The 21,280-nt window shown below is 58.2% G+C and carries 17 protein-coding genes, 1 tRNA gene and 1 pseudogene; 12 read left to right on the top strand and 7 right to left on the bottom strand.

All coding sequences use genetic code 11. The features are described 5' to 3' along the window. The first annotated feature begins 5 nt into the window (after positions 1–5). Both V0R37_RS01420 and V0R37_RS01415 read left to right on the top strand, forming a co-directional pair. Positions 6–2,087, top strand: coding sequence for a 3-hydroxyacyl-CoA dehydrogenase NAD-binding domain-containing protein (locus V0R37_RS01420; protein WP_420372782.1), 2,082 nt, complete (start codon positions 6–8; stop codon positions 2,085–2,087). 58 nt (positions 2,088–2,145) lie between these two features. Then, positions 2,146–3,330: an acetyl-CoA C-acyltransferase gene (locus tag V0R37_RS01415; RefSeq protein WP_420372781.1), complete on the top strand. Its 1,185-nt coding sequence runs from the start codon at positions 2,146–2,148 to the stop codon at positions 3,328–3,330. 188 nt (positions 3,331–3,518) lie between these two features. Here the strand turns inward: V0R37_RS01415 and V0R37_RS01410 are convergent, their stop codons facing one another. Beyond that, positions 3,519–4,289 (bottom strand): IclR family transcriptional regulator, encoded by a 771-nt coding sequence (locus V0R37_RS01410; RefSeq protein ID WP_420372780.1) that lies wholly within the window; start codon positions 4,287–4,289, stop codon positions 3,519–3,521. A gap of 83 nt (positions 4,290–4,372) precedes the next feature. Here V0R37_RS01410 and V0R37_RS01405 point away from each other — a divergent pair, with 83 nt between their 5' ends. The 6 genes from V0R37_RS01405 to V0R37_RS01380 all read left to right on the top strand — a co-directional run bounded on the left by V0R37_RS01405 (position 4,373) and on the right by V0R37_RS01380 (position 11,714). Next, on the top strand, positions 4,373–5,500 hold the full coding sequence (locus V0R37_RS01405) for a CobW family GTP-binding protein (protein WP_420372779.1): 1,128 nt from the start codon (positions 4,373–4,375) through the stop codon (positions 5,498–5,500). Between the two features lie 74 nt (positions 5,501–5,574). After that, positions 5,575–6,978 carry a dihydroorotase gene (locus V0R37_RS01400; protein WP_420372778.1) on the top strand — a complete coding sequence of 468 codons (1,404 nt, stop codon included), beginning with the start codon at positions 5,575–5,577 and terminating at the stop codon, positions 6,976–6,978. A 63-nt stretch (positions 6,979–7,041) separates the two neighbouring features. Next, entirely contained in the window at positions 7,042–7,809 is a 768-nt protein-coding gene (locus tag V0R37_RS01395) for a maleate cis-trans isomerase family protein (protein ID WP_420372777.1), read from the top strand. Further along, a complete protein-coding gene (locus V0R37_RS01390) occupies positions 7,760–8,821 on the top strand; it encodes a Bug family tripartite tricarboxylate transporter substrate binding protein (protein WP_420372776.1) in 1,062 nt (353 codons plus the stop codon). The genes V0R37_RS01395 and V0R37_RS01390 overlap by 50 nt, the downstream gene beginning before the upstream one ends. 92 nt (positions 8,822–8,913) lie before the next feature. Beyond that, entirely contained in the window at positions 8,914–10,104 is a 1,191-nt protein-coding gene (locus tag V0R37_RS01385) for an HlyD family secretion protein (protein ID WP_420372775.1), read from the top strand. Beyond that, positions 10,101–11,714, top strand: a complete 1,614-nt coding sequence (locus V0R37_RS01380; protein WP_420372774.1) for a DHA2 family efflux MFS transporter permease subunit — start codon at positions 10,101–10,103, stop codon at positions 11,712–11,714. The genes V0R37_RS01385 and V0R37_RS01380 overlap by 4 nt, the downstream gene beginning before the upstream one ends. 209 nt (positions 11,715–11,923) lie before the next feature. Here the strand turns inward: V0R37_RS01380 and V0R37_RS01375 are convergent, their stop codons facing one another. Both V0R37_RS01375 and V0R37_RS01370 read right to left on the bottom strand, forming a co-directional pair. Beyond that, complete coding sequence (locus V0R37_RS01375; protein WP_420372773.1) at positions 11,924–12,541, bottom strand: hypothetical protein; 618 nt, start codon at positions 12,539–12,541, stop codon at positions 11,924–11,926. An 85-nt stretch (positions 12,542–12,626) separates the two neighbouring features. Then, positions 12,627–12,702: transfer RNA gene (locus tag V0R37_RS01370), tRNA-Gly, on the bottom strand. Positions 12,703–13,110: 408 nt separating this feature from the next. On the opposite strand from V0R37_RS01370, the gene murB reads away from it, so the two are divergent. Further along, positions 13,111–14,133, top strand: coding sequence for a UDP-N-acetylmuramate dehydrogenase (murB, locus tag V0R37_RS01365; RefSeq protein ID WP_420372772.1), 1,023 nt, complete (start codon positions 13,111–13,113; stop codon positions 14,131–14,133). 81 nt (positions 14,134–14,214) lie between these two features. On the opposite strand, the gene dapB is transcribed toward murB, so the two are convergent. Next, entirely contained in the window at positions 14,215–15,006 is a 792-nt protein-coding gene (dapB, locus tag V0R37_RS01360) for a 4-hydroxy-tetrahydrodipicolinate reductase (RefSeq protein WP_420372771.1), read from the bottom strand. Between the two features lie 272 nt (positions 15,007–15,278). Further along, a pseudogene (locus tag V0R37_RS01355) lies at positions 15,279–15,683 on the bottom strand (outer membrane protein assembly factor BamE); the annotation flags it as partial. A 164-nt stretch (positions 15,684–15,847) separates the two neighbouring features. Here V0R37_RS01355 and fur point away from each other — a divergent pair. After that, positions 15,848–16,273: a ferric iron uptake transcriptional regulator gene (gene fur / locus V0R37_RS01350; RefSeq protein WP_420372770.1), complete on the top strand. Its 426-nt coding sequence runs from the start codon at positions 15,848–15,850 to the stop codon at positions 16,271–16,273. A gap of 65 nt (positions 16,274–16,338) precedes the next feature. Here fur and recN read toward each other — a convergent pair whose 3' ends face one another. After that, on the bottom strand, positions 16,339–17,982 hold the full coding sequence (recN, locus tag V0R37_RS01345; RefSeq protein ID WP_420372769.1) for a DNA repair protein RecN: 1,644 nt from the start codon (positions 17,980–17,982) through the stop codon (positions 16,339–16,341). Between the two features lie 3 nt (positions 17,983–17,985). Next, the gene (locus tag V0R37_RS01340; protein ID WP_420372768.1) at positions 17,986–18,885 is read right to left on the bottom strand and encodes an NAD kinase; all 900 of its coding nucleotides are present in this window, start codon (positions 18,883–18,885) and stop codon (positions 17,986–17,988) included. 116 nt (positions 18,886–19,001) lie between these two features. Between V0R37_RS01340 and hrcA the strand changes: the two genes are divergently transcribed. Further along, the gene (hrcA, locus tag V0R37_RS01335; RefSeq protein WP_420372767.1) at positions 19,002–20,012 is read left to right on the top strand and encodes a heat-inducible transcriptional repressor HrcA; all 1,011 of its coding nucleotides are present in this window, start codon (positions 19,002–19,004) and stop codon (positions 20,010–20,012) included. Between the two features lie 70 nt (positions 20,013–20,082). Beyond that, entirely contained in the window at positions 20,083–21,144 is a 1,062-nt protein-coding gene (gene hemH, locus V0R37_RS01330) for a ferrochelatase (protein WP_420372766.1), read from the top strand. The last annotated feature ends 136 nt before the right edge of the window (positions 21,145–21,280 follow it).

Genomic DNA, 21,280 nt, shown 5'->3' with positions numbered 1-21,280 from the left:
GATCTATGTCAGAGCTTGTGAGCTACACCAACGATGATGGCATCGGCATTATCACCATCGATAACCCCCCGGTCAATGCGTCGTCACAGCCTGTCCGGCAAGCATTGGCGGCGATTTTGGCCAGCATGAAGCAGGCCGGGGATGTAAAGGCCGTGTTGTTGCGATGTGCCGGTCGAACCTTCATGGCGGGCGCCGATATCCGGGAGTTCGATGGTGCCGATATTCCTCTTCCCGATCCAAATGAGATCCATGCATTATTGGAATCGCTTCCGGTTCCGGCGATTGCCGTCCTGCATGGCACGGTCCTGGGCGGTGGGCTGGAATTGGCTTTGGCGTGCCACTACCGCGTGGCTCTTCGGTCAACGCGATTGGGCATGCCCGAGGTTACGCTGGGTTTACTGCCCGGAGCTGGCGGGACCCAACGATTGCCGCGCCTGATTGGCGTGTCTGAAGCGCTGGACATGATAGCCACTGGAAAGGCGGTATCGGCCGACCGAGCGCTGCGGATGGGTTTGTTGGATGACGTGTTTGATGCGGACCTTGACGCCCAGGCACTGGCATTCGCCCGGCTTGCGGCTCATAAGGATGTAGCAGCGAGAGTTCTCAGATACCGCTCTTTTGACCTTGAACAGGGGGAAGCCCTTGTTCTGGAAAAGTGGCTGGAGAGGCTGCCGCCGGAGGACAAGGGAGGGCGCGGATCGCGCGCTTGTGTTCTAGCCATAAAAATGGCGGCGGAGCTGCCATTCGACGAAGGCCTGGAATTCGAACGTCGCTCCTTCTTGAAATGCAAGGCTTCGACTGAGTCCAAGGCCTTGCGGCATGCGTTCTTTTCGGAACGTGAAGCTTCCAGAATTCCAAACCTGCCGGACGACCTGATGCTTCGCCCGATGACGTCGGTGGGCATTGTGGGCGCCGGTACGATGGGCGTAGGAATCGCCATGAGCTTTGCGAACGCTGGAATGCCTGTCATATTGCAGGACCTCAGTGCCGAGACTCTGGCTCGCGCCACCGAGGCGATACGCACAACGTATGGCGCCGCGGTCGATAAGGGCCGCATCAGCGCGCAGGATGCCGAGAGCCGCCGCGGTTTGGTCCGCACGGCAACCGACGACATGCAATTGGCTCAATGCGATCTGATCATCGAGGCGGCCTTCGAGAGCCTTGGCATCAAACAGCGTATTTTCGAGCGACTGGGCAAGATAGCGAAGCCGGGCGCCATTCTTGCCAGCAACACTTCGTCGCTTGACGTCAATAAGCTTGCCGATGCCTCCGGGCGCCCCGCGGACGTTCTGGGCATGCACTTCTTCAGCCCGGCCAACATCATGCGTTTGCTGGAGGTGGTCCGCGCCGACCTGACGGCGCCGGATGTATTGGCTACCGTCATGCGCCTGGCCAAGCGCATTGGCAAGGTTCCGGTCGTTTCAGGCGTGTGTTTCGGATTTATTGGCAATCGCATGCTGGAAGGTTATTTGCGCGAAGCCGAGTTTCTGATTCTCGAGGGAGCGTCGCCTGCATTTATCGACGAGGCGCTGGAAGATTTCGGCATGGCGATGGGGCCTTGCCGCATGATTGACATGGCCGGCGTAGACGTGGCGGCCAAAGTGGTTATCGAGCAAAAAAAGGCCAACATCCTGCCCGAAGATCCGACGTATCGGGTCGTCGTGCAGGCATTGCATGATGCAGGCCGGTTCGGACAGAAAACCGCTTGCGGTTACTACCGCTACGAGGGCCGCAAGCCCGTGGAAGATACCGACGTGACGCCAATTTTTGTTGAATTGGCTCGCGTCCATGGCATTCAGAGACGCACGGATATTACGGCACGGGAAGTCGTGCAACGTTGTTTGTACCCGTTGATCGCCGAGGGCTACCGGATTCTGGAAGAGGGTATTGCCTACCGTCCGGGTGACATTGATGTCGTGTGGCTTAGCGGATACGGCTTTCCTGCTTATCGCGGCGGGCCGATGTTCTATGCCCAGACGCTGGGCGAAGCCGAATTGGCCGGGCGCATCGCTTCCTATGCAGAGACGCGAGGAAACTTGTTTGGTTATTGGACCGTACCCGAGTCCCTCCAAAGGGCTCGGCGCTAAAAAAGCGTACGAGGGATACGGATCACATTTTCATCATTTGATACTTTAAGGAATACAAATGGAAGAGGCGGTAATTGTTTCAACGGCCAGGACGCCGATAGGTAAATCGTTTCGAGGCGCATTCAATCATACGACGTCACCAACCCTGATGGCACACGCGCTGGAAAATGCCGTTGAGCGCGCCCGCATTGATCCCGAGCGCATCGATGATGTCATTGTCGGCACCGTGCTGGGCGCCGGCACATCAGGATGGAATGTCGCTCGCCAATCCGTGTTTGCGGCGAATCTGCCAGTGTCGGTGAGCGCGCAGACCATGGACCGGCAGTGCGCATCCGGGCTGATGGCTATTGCCACCGCGGCAAAGCAAATCATGGTGGACGGTATGGACATTGTGGTCGCGGGCGGCCAGGAAAATATTTCGATAGTGCAGAATCGATATTACGAATGGGCCAATGCCGAACAGGATGCCCTTGTGCTCAAGCATGCCCCGAACTCATACATGCCTATGCTGGATACGGCTGAGTATATTTGCCGCAAATACGACATATCGCGCGAGAGCCAGGACGAATATTCCTTGCAGTCCCAACTGCGTACGGCGAAAGCTCAGCAAGAAGGGCGCTTTGCCGACGAAATCGTGCCTATCACAGTCCAGATGCAGGTAAAGGACAAGGCTACGGGTCAAACGTCATTGAAGTCGATCACATTGGCCCAGGATGAGGGCAATCGCCCGAGCACGACGCTTGAGTCCCTTGCCGCTTTGCAGCCGGTGATACAGGGCGGAGTCATTACTGCAGGCAACGCGAGCCAACTGTCCGATGGCGCCAGCGCCTGCGTGTTGGTCAGTTCAACCTTTGCCGAACGCCAGGGCCTGGCTCCGATGGGGATTTACCGCGGCATGGCCGTCGCCGGCAATGCGCCCGAAGAAATGGGACTCGGACCGATCTACGCCGTGCCCAAGCTTTTGAAAAAGCACGGCTTGACTGTACAGGACATCGGGTTGTGGGAACTGAACGAAGCGTTCGCGTGCCAGGCACTGTATTGCCGCGACAAGCTGGGCATTGATCCAGAACTGTTCAATGTCGATGGCGGCAGTATATCCGTCGGCCATCCCTATGGCATGACAGGCTCGCGCCTGACGGGACACATATTGATCGAGGCCAAGCGCCGCGGAGCGCGTTACGCAGTGGTCACAATGTGCATAGGCGGCGGCATGGGTGCGGCGGCGCTGTTCGAGGTCGTATAGTCTGTATCGTTCAAGAAAGTGCGGTGACGGTCAAGGCGCTGTTGGATTGGACGGGCGCCGTGTCCGCCTTATCTGCCGGACATTAGGCCGGCAGATTCCCTCAAGCTCGCCATGTCATTGCGCTAGTAGAACTATCGATGCCGGGCGTTGTTTGGTACATACGGCACGTACTCGGGATCCCGCTATTTTTAACTGCGTGCTATCCACGGTTCCTCTTCAGCCAACGCGTCCGTTATGGCTTGCGCCGTTGAAATCACTTCCGCTCGCTGACGCTCATCTTCGAAGTCGGGCTCATTTACGACCAAGCTCAAACCGCCGATCACTTGTTTGCTAGCGAAGATGGGCGCCGCAATGCCTACTCGTCCCTTCGCTACTTCTGAGGTCGTGACCGCTACTCCCATCTTGCGAATCTGGACGAGATGGTCGCGAAACTCTTTCCAACTTATGCAGTGCAAGGTGCGTCTGATTTCTTCTTCGTTTTCCAGATAGATTTTCTCCAGTGTGCGATCACTCAGATGCGCAAGAATGGCTTTAGAAGTTGCGCCGACGAATAACGGCATCGCCACACCACGCTCATATGAGGTGAGCGGATAGGGGGCATTGCCCGCCTCCTGATGCACACACATGACTTGGTCCCGATAGCGACGGCTAAGTACTGTTACAGCGCGTTGAGTGGTGCGATCCAACAGCTTGCGCATTTGTGCCGCGCCCAGCCGAATCAGTGGATCACTTATTCGTACCACCCGGTCGAACTGTACGAACGCAGGGCCCAACACATAGCGCGAGCCGACGATCGGTATCAGAAAACCCGCTTGACTCAGTTCCTGTACGTCGCGGTATGCAGAACTGGTGGACGTCCCCATCTCGTGAGCGATTTCTTCTACTGACCAAGTGTGCTGCTGTTCGAATAATTGAAAGATATGCAGGATGCGATTGCGTGGACGAATTGTTGGTTTCATCGTAATACTTGCAAAATTTGCACTGATTGGTAATAATCCAAAATTCGCAAATAATGCGAATTAATTGGGGCTCTTAGATTATCATGATGACACAAAGTTCTTCTCCCGTTGATGGCCGCATACCGGTGAGCTTACTGACCGGCTTTCTCGGCAGTGGCAAAACGACATTGCTGAATACTTGGTTGCGTGATCCAGCCATGGCCGACGCTGCAGTGATCGTCAACGAGTTCGGGGAAGTGGGAATTGACCATGATCTAATCGCAAGCAGCAATGACAACACTATTGAGCTTAGTACCGGGTGTCTTTGCTGCACGGTACGTGGCGATTTGGTTGAAACACTGCGCGAGTTATATGTAAAGCGCGAACGTGGTGAAATCCCGCGGTTTTCAAGAGTTCTCGTCGAAACTACCGGTCTAGCGGATCCCGTTCCTGTAATCCAGGCGTTAATCACTTTTCCGGTGGCCCGCGCTTATGTACTTGGCCGTGTGATAACGGTGGTCGACGCCGTCAATGGCGGGCACACCCTTCACGCACATCCAGAGGCCTTGCGGCAGGTCGTTGTTGCAGACGAATTGGTCTTAAGCAAGAATGATCTGGCTGACAGTGGAGCGCTAGCAGAGCAGGTTGGCCGCCTTAATCCTGGTGCCGGACTGACTCTTTCCAGCACTGGCGCGCCGCCATCCGCCAAATTATTGGACGGTGTCAACATCTACGATCCTACTACTCGTCCAGCCGCAGTAGCCGAATGGCTTAACGCTGATCGCTATGGTGGCTTGGTCGAGGCCGAAGCCTTGGAGCAAGGGCATGCTCATAACGGCGAAAGTACTACCCATAGGCATGAAGGCCACGATCATGGCCATGACTCTCATGGAAAGCACGACGCCAGCCGCCACTCTCACGATATCGGCAGTTTCTGCCTGAGCTATAGAGAGCCGCTTCATTGGGAGCATGTCTGTGCTTGGTTGGATGCTTTGGTGCTTGCACATGGCGATCAATTGTTGCGTGTAAAAGGCATTATCAACGTAGCAGGCAGGGAGCGTCCCGTTGTTGTTCAAGCCGTACAGCGCCTGTTCCACCCCCCAGCAGCATTATCCGATTGGCCGAAAGGTAGTACAGACTCGCGCATAGTTTTTATCACCCGCGGCCTTTCGCGTGAGTTCGTGTCAGAAGTCTTCGACACATTACGCCTGCGCCAGCCCATTCATTCCTGATTTTGACACACCCCGGCTGCTAATACGCAAAGCTGCCGACCACATTTTGCATCAACCACTAAGGAGAACGTTCTATGGATACTCTTATCAAGAACGGCTTGATCGTTACCGCCGAAGGCCGCTACCTGGCCTCCATCGGTATTCGAGATGGCCAGATCGCCGGCATTTATGAGCCAGGCACCGAACCAGACGCCGTGGAAATCATCGATGCGCAAGGGCTTGCCGTGCTGCCTGGTGCGATCGATATGCATTCGCATCACCGCCAAGGTTCTGCAAAGGGGTTCGAGTATAAGGACACCATTTACACTGCAACGATGCAGTGCGCGGCGGGTGGTGTCACCACTAGCGTAGGCATGCCAAACGTTGTCCCTCCGCCAAACTCCGTCGATCTGCTTGAAAAGCAGTATGAAGTCTATCGTAGCGATGCCATTGTAGACTGGAACTTCAATCCGGCTCCGACTATCGACAGTGAGATCGCAGGCATGGCGGGCACCGGGGTAGCGGCTTTCAAGATCTTCATGGTTGTCGATACAGGTCGGGACTATCCTCATATGCCGGGGATCGGTGTCCATGACCACGGTAAGATCCTCGAGATCATGAAACGCTGTGCGGAGTTGAACGTGCCGCTGATGGTGCACCCGCATGATCAAGCGTTAATGGACGTCATCGAGCATGAATACTGGGAGCGCGGCGAGCGGGATGCTTTGGCTTATGCCAAGGCTTATGCGGCCCATGATGGGGTTATATGGGAAACCGCAATTGCCACGTTGCTGCGTCTTCAGCGAGCCGCTGGGTGCCACCTTCACATACTGCACACCCAGACTGCTGGCAGTGTGGAGCTTATCCGTCAAGCAAAGGCCGCTGGCCAGAAGGTCACCTGCGAATTGAATCCATGGGCACTCTTCTTGGGTTGCGATTGGAGCGCGATTCAACGTTTGGGCTCTTACGCACTGTCTTACTGGGTACCGGAAAAGAACGTGCCAGGCCTCTGGCAGGGTGTGCGAGACGGCACTATCGACATTATCGCCACCGATCATGCCCCGCATACGCGTGAAGAAAAGGAAATCGGCTGGACCGACGGCTGGAAAGCTCACACCGGTACCCCTTCCACACAGTTCTATCTCAGCATGTTCCTTACTGCGGCGCTGGAGGGAAAATTGCCTTTGGAGCGCGTGGTTGAGACTTGTTCGACCGCGCCGGCCCGACTGTTCAAGCTCGAGAAAAAAGGTCAAATCCGGCTGGGTTTCGATGCTGATTTGGTGCTGGTTGACCTTGAACGCGAGTATGAGGTCCGCGACGAGGATGTACTGAGCTTAGTCGGATGGAGCCCCTATGCTGGACGCAAGTTCAAGGCTAAGCCGATACGCACCTTGGTGCGCGGTCGCACCGTGTATGCGGATGGGAAGGTGGTGGGAGAAAAAGGATGGGGTAAACATGCACGAGCCGCACGGAATGGAGTGTCGTTGGAAACGGCTTAATCATGGCTCGTATGGGCCCTGCCGATGGCGTGGGCTCTCACTTATTTCGATAACGGTGGTGGCATGAAAGCTTTGCAGCTGAATCTTCCTTATGGGTGGCGCGGAAAAATCGGTCTGATTACGCCCTCCAGCAACAACATTAACGAACCGGAGTTTTACCGGCTGGCTCCGCCAGGCGTTACGGTTCATACGGCTCGAGTCCTGTTAACCGGAGAGATGGATGAAGCTTCATACCATCGCATGGCCGATGAGCTCGGCCGTGCGGCACGCGAGCTAGCGACTGCCGAAGTCGATATCGTGGCCTACGGATGTACAGCAGGCTCGGTCATCGTCCCTCTTCACCAGCTCTCCGGTGCAATGTCAGCAGAGACTGGTACGCCAGCCTTGGTCACGGCGGGCGCGGTGGTTTTGGCGCTAAGGGCATTGGGAGTGAGCAAGGTAGCGATGGGAACGCCGTATCTGGATTTCGTCAATCGTCGAGAAGTCGACTTCTTGCGCGAGCATGGCATCACCGTGACGAAGTATCTGGGATTGGAGCTCGGAAACGATCAACAGGAGCGCCGCTGCATTGGCCATGTTTCTCCGCAGGCGGTGTTTCGAATGGCGCTCGAAATTGATACGCCGGATGCGGAAGCCATTTTTATCAGTTGCGCCAACCTGGCGACGATAGATGTCATCGAAGCTATCGAAGATGCGTTGGGCAAACCGGTAATTAGCAGTAACACAGCGTGTTTCTGGGCTTGTCTTCGAACGCTTGGCATTAACACGAGCATTTCGAATTATGGCCGTCTACTACGAGATTTCACCAATCCGATCGTGGCAGATATCTAAGATTTATGACCTTGGGAAAAAAATAATGATGAATCGTCGTCGCTTCAATCAGCTTCTTGCCATTGCCACAACGGGTGGCGTGCTGGGCCCGTTGCCACTGATCGCACGGGCAGCCAACTGGCCCGCGCGGCCTGTCAGTCTAATAATTCCGTATGCTCCCGGAGGCAATACTGATTTCATGGCGAGGCTCACAGCAGAGTGGCTATCGCGTGCGATCAATAGCCCCGTAGTGCCGGAGAATCGAGCCGGCGCAGGTGGAATCATCGCTGCGGGCCACGTGGCGCGCTCAACTTCGGATGGCTATACACTGTTCTTCGCTACCATTACGCAGATTTCGCTTGCTCCCTTTCTTTACAAGATCCAGTACGATCCCTTCAAGGATTTTGTACCGATTGCCAACGTTGGAGGCAATCCGCTTGTACTGACTGTCACCAGCGCGTCGCGCTTTAAGTCGCTCGAAGATCTGATCGAGTTTGGCCGTGCCAATCCGGGAAAAATTACGGTTGGGCACGCAGGCGTTGGCTCGCTGTCCCACCTTTCCGCGTTTATCTTTCTAAAGCGCGCTGGCATTGAGGCCACGCTGGTGCCGTACAAGGGAGGAGGCCCCGCGCTGGCCGACATGCTAGGAGGTCATACAGATCTCTATTCCGCAAACATTTCTGAAATCATGGGGCACGCATCAGGTGATCGGGTTCGTTTCCTGGGGGTCTCCAGCTTGGAGCCAATTCCGCAGCTTCCTGGAGTGCCCACTATCGCTTCTATTATTCCGGGTCATCAGATCGAGACCTGGAATGGCGTAGTCGGTCCAACGGGAATGCCGGCCGATGTGGTTGATCGCTTGGCTGACGAGGTCTCCAGAATGTTGAAGGACACAATGGTCCGGGAGAAGCTGGTTGGTGCGGGAGTGCTGCCGCAAGATGGACAGGTCAAACATGCCTTTGCAGAGCGTATCCGGCGAGATGTGGAGCTCTGGCGACCGATGATGGAGCAGGCAGGAATTCAGCCAGAGTGAACACTTTAAAGTGACCATGCTGCTGCCGGGGTGGCTATACTTCCGCTCCGCAAGAGGCGTCTGACGGCAGTCAGCTTCATTGGAGGCAACGTGTGGCTGGAGAGAAAGAGCGTAGGGACAGACGCCGCAAAGGCCTGCAATTGCTCGCGGTAGCGATAGCCGGCATCGTAGCAGCCTGGTGGCTGTGGCAGTATTTCGTTGTTGCGGGCGAAATCGTTACCGACAACGCCTATGTACATGGCAACGTCGTTCTGATTACCCCTCAGATCGATGGCACCATTGCATCGCTATTGGTTGAAGAAACAGAGCATGTGAACGAAGGTGAGTTACTGGTTCGTCTGGATGCGATGGATGCCCGAAATCGATTGCGACTAAAAGAAGCTCAGTTGGCTCTTGTCGTGCGCGACACTCGCGCCCTATATCTCAAGACCGCTACGCTACAGTCGTCCTTGGCTTTGTATCGCAGTCGGATTGAACGTGCTCGCGCCGAGCTTGTGAGAGCTGGCGATAGCGCACGGCGCAGAATATCGCTACAGACTGGTGGCGCCGTTTCGACTGAGGAACTGCGCACTGCCGAAGCAGCGCTTGCGGTAGCGCGCAGCGATCTGGCGGCTGCCGAGGCCGCATTGAGTATTGCCACCGCAGAGCTCCAGGCTCATTTGGCCCTGGTTGGAGAGCATAGTCCGCAACAGCATCCCGCAATTGAGCAGGCCGCATCGGAAATGCGCGAGGCTTGGCTTGCTGTCCAACGCACGGAAATACGTGCTCCAGTGACTGGGCAAGTTGCGCGAAAACATGTCGAGGTCGGCCAGCGTGTCGCTGAGGGGGCGAATTTGATGTCTATCGTTGTCCTTGATCAGTTATGGGTTGAGGCCAACTTTAAGGAGAACCAGTTACGAGACATAAAGCTAGGTCACCCAGTACGCTTGTATGCCGATCTTTATGGTCGTCAGCTTGCCTATGACGGTTGTGTTTCGGGGATTGGCGCCGGTACCGGAGCAGCTTTTGCGTTGCTGCCCGCTCAGAATGCGACTGGCAACTGGGTAAAGATTGTGCAACGAGTGCCTGTCCACATAAAGTTGGATGCTGCTCAGTTGCGTCAGTATCCATTGCGTGTCGGGCTCTCTATGCGGGCTGTCGTAGATACCCATGCGCCAAAGGCGGCTAACAAGGACTGTCGATCATCGCCAGCGGCTCGTAGCGATAGCGTTAGCCAATTGGAGCAAGCTGCCGATGGCGCCGTGCGTGCTGTCATCGACGCACAGTTTCCCGCGGCTTCATGAGTGAGGCATCCAGTTCACAGCAGCATCTGGCTCAGGCGATTGCGCCAGCAATATGGCCATTAGAAGGCATGCGCCGGCTTGCTGGCACGGTGTCAGTGTCGCTGGCCACTTTCATGAGCGTGCTGGACATCTCCATCGCCAATGTATCGCTTCCGACGATTGCCGGCGATCTGGGTGCCAGTCCCACTCAAGGGACATGGATCATCACCAGTTTCGGCGTTGCCAATGCTATCGCGCTACCGTTGACCGGCTGGTTGGTATTGCGGTTGGGAACGTTGCGACTATTTCTTGCCAGTGTGACGCTCTTTACTCTTATGTCGGTACTGTGTGCGATAGCGCCAACGCTGGAGTCATTGGTTGTGTTTCGTGTGCTTCAGGGCTTGTTCGCCGGACCCATGGTTCCGCTCTGTCAAGCCTTGCTGTTGCGGATCTATCCTCCCCAGCAACTCGGTTTTGCACTATCAATCTTGGCAATGACCACGCTCAGTGCTCCTGTGATAGGACCGCTATTGGGAGGTTGGCTGAGTGATAACTGGTCGTGGCATTGGATATTCCTGGTAAACGTCCCGGTCGGCATAGTGTCCGTCTTGGTCGCTTGGCGTGCATTTCGAGGGCTGGAGACCCCGGTAAGGATGGTCCGCGTCGATAGTATGGGCCTCGGTTTGCTGGTTGTCTGGGTAGGCTCGCTTCAATTCCTGTTGGATATGGGGCGTCACAACGATTGGTTCGCTTCCGCAGTGATTGTTCTGTTGGCATTAACCGCGTTGATAGCGTTCGCCGCATTCATGATCTGGGAAAGCACCGAACGGCACGCTATCGTTGATTTAAATCTGTTTGGTGCTCGCAACTTCCGAATAGGAAGCTTGACGATGGCTGCTGCCTACGGACTATTTCTTGGCAATCTTGTGTTGCTGCCGCTTTGGCTTCAGCAGTATATGGGTTACAGCGCCACGCTTGCGGGGCTCGTAATGGCGCCGGTGGGCCTGACAGCGCTATTGGCTGCGCCATTGGCCGGCCGTGCGGTTTCCAGCTCTGATCCGCGCCGTCTGGTTAGCATCGCGTTCTTGATATTTGCGTTCGCGTCATGGTTGCGAGCGCAATTTAACACCGATACAGACCTTGGCTCCATGATGATAGCCAGCTTAGTGCAAGGAGCGGGCAACGCTTTGTTCTTTGTGCCATTAATGGCTATTGTCCTTAACCGCATGCCATCCGACAGGATTGCATCTGCTTCTGGCATTAGCATAGGCTTGCGTTACATTGCGGGCGCATTTGGCACCTCGCTAATGATTAGTGCATGGGATTGGCGTGCATCAGTACATCGTAATCGGTTGGTAGAGGGCATTGCCGACGGTACTTTGCCGTGGCTTGAATATGAGCGCGTCCTTGTTACGGCCGGCCTGACTCCATTGCAAAGCCTAGCCCATGCGGAGCGCATTCTGGAGCAACAAGCCCATACGTTAGCTGCAAACGACTTATTCCAGTTCTCTGCTCTTTGCTTTTTGCTGCTTTTGGCGCCGTTATGGCGAGCAAACTGGGCGCGACCTGCCAAGGCAGCAAGCGCGGCGTGCGGGGCAGCAGCAGGTCCACACAAACCGCCGCCAGGCTGATCTCCATGACCGATAGCGTTAGGCCCATATAGTGCCGGCTTGGCCATTGAGTACTGACGACGTGGCGGCGGGCGGTAGCGTATCTGTAGCGATGCCCGGTTATTCCAGGCGGGTACTCGACCTTACGGTATTTTCATGCAGGGACTCGTTGAGCTGATCCACCACCACGCCCCATCATTGCCTACCTGGTACGCCGTGACGCGCAGCATTTACCGCTCGCCGTCTTCGCGCAGCCATTGAAGATACGCGGAGCGCGTCACGGCGGATACCGAGCCCAGCACCTTCCGATGGCTGACTTGGTGCCGCAGTTTCAAGCGCGCATCGGCCACGGCGCGGGATTTGCAGAACCAGTGGCAGCTGTGCTGAAACAGATACAGCTCCGCCGAGAGATGATAGGCGCGGGTTTTCGCATCCCAGCGGTTTTCGCTGTTCACTACGTCGCGTAGGCCGGCCGCATGGATGTGCAGCAGCTTGCGAAAGTCCCGCGTCAGTGCGGGAAGAAAACGTTCGGCGTAAGGCACGCAGAACGGAAGCGTTCCCATGCCGGCGGCCAGCGCGCTTTCCTTTTGCATGGCGTCGGCCAGCGACTTTACCTGTGCTGCCACTGTGCTCTCGGTCTGGGCGAAGTTTTGCAGCACCTGGACCTGACGGGTTCCATCCTTCTCCTGGATGGCGCGGGTGTAGCCCTGCGTCAGGGTTTCCATGTGGCGCTCAAGCTGCAAATTGGCCAAATGGCGCCCCAGCAATGCAATGCGCATGCGCTGGTAGCGCATGCGCAATACCTGCCATGCCGCGACGACCATCAACAGAGTTAATGTAATTTCCATTGCCTGTATTCCTACATCGCCCAACCGAAACGCCGGCGCACAAAACAAAAAGGCCCAAACCGAAGTTTGGGCCTTTTTGTGAATTTGGAGCGGGAGACGAGTCTCGAACTCGCGACCTCAACCTTGGCAAGGTTGCGCTCTACCAACTGAGCTACTCCCGCATATTTACCGCTTGCTTCATTCGTGGCGGCTTGGACCGCTGCTGAAAGAAGCCTCGCATTATAAGCACTTTTTTCTCGCCGCGCAAATCGCCCTGTTTTGGGTTTCTTGCGCTTTCATGGCCTGCCTTTTCAAGCCGGCCGCGATAAAGCTGTACTGCCTAATGCCTTTAAGCTTGTTGCCTTTAAACCTACCGCGCTACCTACCGCGCTTCAAGCTCTTTGGGTTGAATATTTAAATGGATTAATATTCAGCCAAGACCAAGATAATAGCATGATCCTACCCATATCTGTCAAGCAATGCCTTGCGCTTTTGCATGCCAGGCTGCCTTGCCGACGAGCCGGCAGGGCAAGGTATGCTTATGCCTTCGTCCGACCTTGATCGACTCCTCATTACCGGCAGGATGAGCTTTGCTGCATATTCACGACCAGGATCTTACTTCTCTGAACACTCTGGGCCTGCATTCGCGGGCCAGGGCGCTTGTCCGTTACAGCGCTGTCGGGCAATTGCCGCTGCTTACCCAGCAGGCGGCGCGCTACGGCAAGGTAATGGTGCTGGGCGGCGGCAGCAATGTGGTGCTTGCTCCCCTATTGGATTGCCTGGTCGTCAAGGTCGAGTCGCAAGGGATCCGGGTCCTGGATGAAAGCGATGATGCATGGATAATCGAGGCCCAGGCGGGCGAAGTCTGGCACGATCTTGTGGCCCATTGCGTAGGCCGTGGCTGGAACGGTCTGGAAAATCTTGCGCTCATTCCCGGCACGGTCGGGGCGGCGCCGGTGCAGAATATAGGCGCCTACGGGGTCGAGCTGGATCAGCGTTTCCATAGCCTGACCGCCTGGGATCTGCTCAATGGGCGCCAGCTTGAAATGGGCCCGGAGGATTGCCGGTTCTCGTACAGAAACAGTTTCTTCAAGCAGTCGGAGCCCGGCCGGTGGCTGATTACGGCGCTGCGCCTGCGCCTGCCCAAGGCGTGGCGCCCGGCGCTGGACTATCCGGATTTGCGCGATCATCCCATGTTGCAGGCCGGTGGCGCGGCGGTAAGCGCCCGGCGGATATTCGATGCGGTCTGCGAAGTCCGCCGGCGCAAGCTTCCGGATCCGGCGGTATTGGGCAATGCCGGCAGCTTTTTCAAGAACCCCATCGTTGATGCCGCGGCGTTCGATGCCGTCAGGAAGATGCATCCCGACGTGGTGGCCTATGCGCAGGACGACGGCCGTGCCTACAAGCTGGCGGCGGGTTGGTTGATCGACCGCGCGGGCTGGAAGGGAAGGCGCATGGGGCGGGTGGGCGTGCACGACCGCCAGGCGCTGGTGCTGGTGAATTACGGCGGCGCGGACGCCCGGGACATCGCGCAGTTGGCCGGCGCAATCAAGGCCGACATCCAGGCTCGTTTCGGCGTGATGCTGGAGCAGGAACCCGTGCAGGTCTGCTAAAAAAACAAGGCCCGCGCGGGCGGACCTTGAAAAGTTATGTGCTTCGCGGAAGTTGCAAGCATCCTGCCGCAGACAAAAATACTAAGTCGCCAGCACGTCCTGCATGTCGAACAGTCCGAATTCCTTGCGGGCAAGATAGCGGGCCGCGCGCAGGCTGCCTTGCGCGTATGTGGCGCGGCTGCTGGACCGGTGCGTGATTTCGATGCGTTCGCCTGTGCCGCAAAAATACACGGTGTGATCGCCGACGATGTCCCCGCCGCGCAAAACGGAAAAGCCGATCTTGCCGTTTTCCCGCGCACCGGTTTCGCCGTGGCGCGCCCAATCGGCAATATCGTTCAGTTTCTTGCCCCAGGCCGATGCCACGGCCTCGCCCATGGCCAGGGCCGTGCCGGATGGGGCATCGACCTTGTTGCGGTGGTGGGCTTCGAATACTTCGACGTCGTAGCCGCTATTCAGCAGCTTGGCGGCCATTTCCAGCAGCCTCAGGGTGGCATTGACGCCGACGCTCATGTTGGGGGCGAATACGATGGCGATTTTCTGGCTGGCGGCCTGGATGGCCAATTTGCCTTTGTCATCGAATCCCGTTGTGCCGATGACGCACTTGGTGCCATGCTTGATGCATGCCTGCAGATGCGCCAGGGTTCCTTCGGGCCGGGTAAAGTCGATCAGGCAATCGGCATCGGCCAAGGTGTCCAGATCGTCGGTGATCACGGCCCCGGTGTCCTGGCCCAGGAAGGCGCCGGCGTCCTGGCCGATGGCGGCCGAGCCCACCCGGTCCAAGGCCACGGTCAGTTTCAGGTCGGGACTTTGAAGCACGGCTTCGACAAGCATGCGGCCCATGCGGCCGTCGGCCCCTGCAATAGCGATACGCATAGTTCTCCCTTTTGTCAGCGCAGTGGTTCGGCGGTGTTTCGGCCGGCGTTGGGAGCGCCGGGATTGGCCGTGCGCGGTTCGCTGGCATTGATCAATGGCCGGCGCGGCTGCTGGGCCGGGACGGCTTCCTGAGGCTGGGCGCTCTGCGCATCGGCATCCGTGGCTGTTTTGCCGTCGGTGGGTGAATTCATTTCCGGAGCGGATCCGCCGACGACGGGGCTGGGTTGCGCCTGTTCGGGCATGGCCTCGGAACCTGCCGTATCGGAACTGATCTTGCCGGTGCCGCCCTGCGCGTCACCGTTCTCGCTTGCGCCGGTGTCCGCTTTCTGGAAAGGTTGCCGGTCCGGCTGCTGGTCGCCTTCCCAACGGACCAGGCTGTCGCCTTCGAACCAGACCGTGAATTTCCGTTCTTCTTCATCTCCGTAGCCGGGCTTGTTATAGTAGGGGTAATCCCAGCGATTGGTCCGGAATATATCCTGCAAGGTGGGGGTGCCCAGAATAAAGCGGACTTGTTCGCGGCTCATGCCTTTTTGCAATTGGGCAATTTGCTCGGAAGTGATCCAGTTGCCTTGCTGGACATCGGGGCGATACGGGAAACCCCAGTTGGTCGTACCGCAGGCCGTAAGGGCCAGGGCGAGCACACTGGCCGTCAGGCCGGCGCGTAGCGTTGAAAATATTGGTTTTGCAGTCGTCAGCACGAAGCGCCCCTGTTATTCAGATCGAATAAAACCGTTATCATAAAGGTTTAAGAATAAACGCATAATAGCGTTAGTCAGCGTTGGGCGCACAGCGTAGCTTGCGCGCGCCCGAACATCATCTTACCGCCAGAGACATTTTAGCTATGAACGACCAAAATGAACTGAAGAATATGGGCTTGAAGGCGACCTTTCCGCGCCTCAAGATTCTTGATATTTTCAGGCGTGCCGATCTCCGGCACCAAAGCGCTGAAGACGTTTACCGTACCCTTATCGCCGAAGATGTCGATATCGGATTGGCTACGGTGTACCGTGTGTTGACCCAGTTCGAGCAGGCCGGCATTCTGGTGCGCAGCCAGTTCGACGGCGGCAAGGCGGTATTCGAGCTCAACGACGGCGACCATCACGATCACCTTATCTGCACCAATTGCGGCAAGGTGGTCGAATTCACCGATCACGATATCGAAAAACGCCAGCATAAGATCGCCAAGGATCAGGGCTTTGTCCTGGAAAGCCACACCATGCTGCTGTATGGCATTTGCTCCGATTGCTCGCCCAAGCACGCCAAATAAAAAAAGCCGGAACCCGCAAGGTTCCGGCATGCTGCATCGCTTAACGATGCAGGGCTGTTTCCCGCTTAGCTTGCCAGCATCTCGCGCGCATGCTTGCGCGTGGTGTCGGTGATTTTCAGGCCGCCCAGCATGCGGGCGACCTCGTCGATGCGGCCCTGCGCGTCGAGCGCTTGAATGGTCGACAAAGTGCTTGAATCGGCCGTCGATTTCCTGACCTCGTAATGGTGCGAGCCGCGTGCCGCGACCTGCGGCAAATGGGTCACGCACAGCACCTGGTGGCGTTCGCCCAGTTCGCGCAGCAGGCGGCCCACCATTTCGGCCACGGCTCCGCCCACACCGGTATCGACTTCATCGAAGATAAGCGTGGGAACCCGCGCCGCCTGGCTGGCAATGACCGACAAGGCCAGCGAGATCCGCGCCAGCTCGCCGCCCGACGCCACCTTGGCCAGGGGCTTGGGACTGACGCCGGGGTGGCCGGCCACCAGGAATTCAATGGTTTCGTTGCCATGCGGGCCCGCAGGGCTTTGGGACATGCCGACTTCGAATCGGCCTCCTTGCATGGCCAGCGTTTGCATGGCCGCGCTGACCTGCTTGGCCAGGTTTTTGCTGGTTTTTTGCCGGGCCTTGCTTAGCTGGACAGCCAGTTCGTGGTATTGGCTTGCCGCCGCTTGCGCCTGGGCCGCCAGCGCCGGGATGTCGGCGGCGGTCTGGCTGGCATTCAATTGGTCTTGCAGGCTTTGCCTGAACGATGGGATGTCATTGGGCTCGATCTTGAATTTGCGCGCCAAGTCGAAAATTTCGGAAAGCCGTTGTTCCGCCTGGGCGAGCCGGTCGGGTTCGAGCTCGAGCTTGTCCAGATAACTGTTCAGGTCGGATACGGCTTCCGCCGCCGAGATGCGGGCCGATTCTATGGCGTCGTAAATGCCTTGCAGGTGGCTATCGTGGCGCAGCAATTGTTGCAGGGCATGTCCTGCGGCATTCAGCGCTTGCTGCGCCGATCCCTGATCGCCATCGAGAGCCGTCAGTGCTTGCGTGGCGCCGTCCAGCAGCGCCTGGGCATGCGCCAGGCGGTTGTGGTCGTTGTTGATGGCGTCCCATTCGCCGGGCTGCAAGCCCACTTGATCCAGTTCCGACAGCTGCCATTCAAGGCGTTCGCGCTCTTCTTGCAATGCGGCACTGTTTTCGCGGGCGGCGTCCAGTGCTTTCTGGGCCTGCTGCCATTGCTGCCAAGCTTGCTGCACCTGCCGCGCCAGGGGCAGGTGTCCGCCCTGGGTGTCCAGCAGTTCGCGCTGGTTGGCCGCTTTCAGCAGGCTTTGATGAGCATGCTGGCCGTGGATATCGACCAGGTATTCGCCCAGCTCGCGCAATTGCCCCAGTGTTACCGGCAGCCCGTTGATGAATGCGCGGCTGCGGCCCTGGTTGTCGATGACGCGGCGCAAGATCAGGGCATCGTCGGTGTCGAGTTCCTGCTCGCGCAGCCAGGCCTGCAGCGTGGAGGGAGGGTCGAATACGGCGGAGATATCGGCGCGCGCGGCGTTCTCGCGCAATGCGGAGGCATCCGCGCGGGCGCCCAGGGCCAGCGACAGGGCGTCGATGAGTATCGATTTGCCTGCGCCCGTTTCGCCCGAGAATACCGTGAATCCGGCGTCGAACTGTATTTCCGCCTGTTCGACTATGACAAAATCGCGTATATGCAAAGTACGCAGCATGGGCTATTCGACCTCGTCGGAGGGTTGCGGCATGTGGTTCCAGTACAGCTTGCGTCGCAGCGTGGAGAAGAAGCTGTAGCCGGTGGGATGGATGAAGCGTACGGTATTTTTCGCCCGGCGCACCTCGATGCGGTCGCCGGCCTGGCAGTCGGACCAGGTTTGCATGTCGAAGTGAACGCTGGCGCCGGATTCCACCCGGCCCAGGGCGGTAACGGTAAGGCTCAGGGTGCCACTGTCGGGCAGCACGATAGGCCGGTTGGACAGGGTTTGCGGCGCCACCGGAACCAGCAGGATGGCATTCAGGCGCGAATGGACAATGGGGCCGTTGGCGGAAAGCGAATATGCGGTCGAACCCGTCGGCGTGGCGATGATAAGCCCGTCGGCCCGTTGGCTGTACATGAAGGCGCCGTCGAACTCGACCGTTACCTCGATCATGCCGCCGCGCCCGGCGCGGTTCAGGACGACGTCGTTCAAGGCCACGCCCGAAAAAAGGGTTTGGCCTTCGCGCACCACGCGCCCTTCGAGCAGGACGCGGTCTTCGGCTTCGTAGTTGCCCTGTATGACGCTGGCCAGGGCATCGTTGGCGCTATGCAGGGGGATGTCGGTGATGAAGCCCAGTCGGCCGTGGTTGATGCCGATAAGAGGCACATTGCTGTCGGCCAACTGGCGGGCCGCGCCCAGCATGGTTCCATCCCCGCCCATGATGACGGCCAGGTCGGCCTGCTTGCCGATTTCCTGGTAAGAGGCTACGGTGTGCTCCCGGATGCCGGTATTTTTTGCCGTATCGGCCTCGATAAGCACATTACAGCCCGCCGCGCCCAGCGTGCCGGCCAGCTTGCGCAAGGGGGCGTCAAGACCGGTGTCCTGGTAGCGGCCCACGATTGCAACGGTTTTGAAGTGCATAAGGCGAATACCTGCTGGTTTGATGGAATAATGGACGCATTGATTATAGGGTCCCGCAAGGGTTTATGGCTGTGGGTGGGACAACCCGAACCTGAAAGTTTGCATAAAATAGAATCATGGACGACCGAGCGAATGCGCTTCTCAAAGCGCTCATAGAACGATACATAGCCGACGGACAACCCGTTGGATCCCGGACCCTTTCGAAAATGTTCGATCTGTCGCCCGCGACCATACGCAATGTCATGTCCGACCTGGAAGACCTCGGTCTTATCCACAGCCCCCACACGTCGGCCGGCCGGATACCCACGCCCAAGGGCTACCGCCTGTTTGTCGATCGCTTGCTGGCGGTGCAGCGCTTCGAAGTGCTGCCGGCCAGCCAGATCCGCCAGATATTGCCGGCGGCGGAGCCGGGCAGGGCCGTTACAGCCGCCGCGGCGCTGCTGTCGAACCTGTCGCAATTCACCGGCGTCGTCCTGGCGCCAAAGCGCGCCCAGGTTTTTCGGCAGATTGAATTCATCCGCCTATCGGAAAAAAGGGTGCTCCTGATCATCGTCACCCCCGATGGCGATGTCCAGAACCGCATCCTGTTCGTCTCCCGCGACTATCTCGAGCAGGAATTGCTCGAGGCCAGCAATTTCTTCAATCAGCATTTTGCAGGCATGTCCTTCGAAGAGGTCCGGCTTGCCATCGCCGACGAGCTTTCCTCTTTGCAGGCCGACATCTCCCGCCTGATGCAGGCCGCCGTCGAGGCCGGCGCCGCAACGGCCGATACCGACGAGTCGCTGGTGATTTCAGGTGAAAGCAAGCTGCTGGATATTTCCGAGATCGCCTCCGACATGGACAGGCTGCGGCGCATGTTCTCCTTGTTCGAAAAGAAAACCGATCTGCTGCAATTGCTGGACGTGTCCAGCCGCGCCCAGGGCGTACAGATCTACATCGGAGGCGATTCCCAGTTGGTTCCAATGGAGGATGTTTCGGTCATCACCGCGCCCTACGGCGTCGATGGGACGGTGGTCGGAACGCTGGGCGTCATCGGGCCGTCGCGCATGGCCTACGAGCGGGTCATTCCCATTGTCGATATCACCGCCCGGCTGCTGTCCAATGCGCTCAGCCACAATCAGTCCTGACGCGGACCGGCCGCCGTTTTCCGGCGGCGTGTTCGTCGTGGCCCCATTTTCCTGCCCCCGGTTTTGCTCCATGTCTTCCTTGTTTCCCTCGTCCTATCTGCCCGAACCCGTCGATCCACAGGCGTTCAACCCCAACCCTGTTCCCCGTGATCCGGGCCCCGTCGGCGTGCTGCTCGTCAACCTGGGCACGCCCGACGAACCGGCGGCGGGGGCGATACGCCGCTACCTGGGCGAGTTCCTGTCCGATCCCCGCGTAATTGAAATCCCGCAATGGATATGGCAGCCCATCCTGCGCGCCTTCATTTTGACGCGCCGGCCTCGCGCCCTGGCGCCGCGCTACAAGGAAATCTGGCTGGAACAGGGGTCGCCGCTGCTGGTCTGGAGCCAGGCGCAAGCGCAAGGTGTAAAGGATGCGCTTGCCGCGCAAGGCATCCCGGCATGCGTCGGGCTGGGCATGCGTTACGGGAATCCTTCGATTGCCGATGCCATGGCCGAGCTGCGCCTGGCCGGCTGCCAGCGTATCCTGGTCCTGCCCATGTATCCGCAGTATGCGGCCAGCACCACCGCAACGGCGGTGGACAGCGTGGCCGCCTACGCCGCCAAGCTGCGCGACCAGCCCGAGCTGCGCTTTGTAAAGCGTTATCACGATGATCCGGGTTACATCGATGCGTTGGCGGGGCAGGTGCGCCGGTATTGGGCCGCCAATGGCAAGCCCGAGCGGCTTTTGCTCAGCTTCCACGGTCTGCCGCGCCGGACGGTCGAGCAGGGCGATCCCTATTATCGGGATTGCATGGAAACCGCGGGTTTGCTCAAGCAGCGGCTGGGCGCCGAGGGCGAGCGGGTTCATGTGTCGTTTCAAAGCCGTTTCGGCGCCGAAAAATGGCTGGAACCGTATACCGAGCCAACACTGCGCGAATGGGCCAGGCAAGGCATCAGCCAGGTGGATGTCATGTGTCCGGGTTTTCTGGCTGATTGCCTGGAAACCCTGGAGGAAATCCAGATGCAGTGCCGCGATGCCTTTCTGTCCGAAGGCGGCCGGCAATTCCGCTACCTGCCCTGCCTGAACGACGACCCGGAATGGGCCGCCAGCCTGGCGGGCATTGTCCGGCGGCACCTGGCCGGATGGGTTTGAGCCGGCGGGTGTAAACTTCAGTGCCCCGCCCATCAACGCGGCGGGCGCGGCAAGCTTGCGCAGGCTCAAGCCCGACGACGAATCCAGAACGAATTTTGACCGGGAAACCCTATGTCCCAGGTCTTGAAATGGGGGC

The sequence above is a fragment of the Pollutimonas rozaliensis genome, from assembly GCF_048751585.1.
In the GTDB taxonomy this organism is placed as follows: Bacteria; Pseudomonadota; Gammaproteobacteria; order Burkholderiales; family Burkholderiaceae_B.
This window is presented reverse-complemented; position numbering and strand designations above follow the sequence as displayed.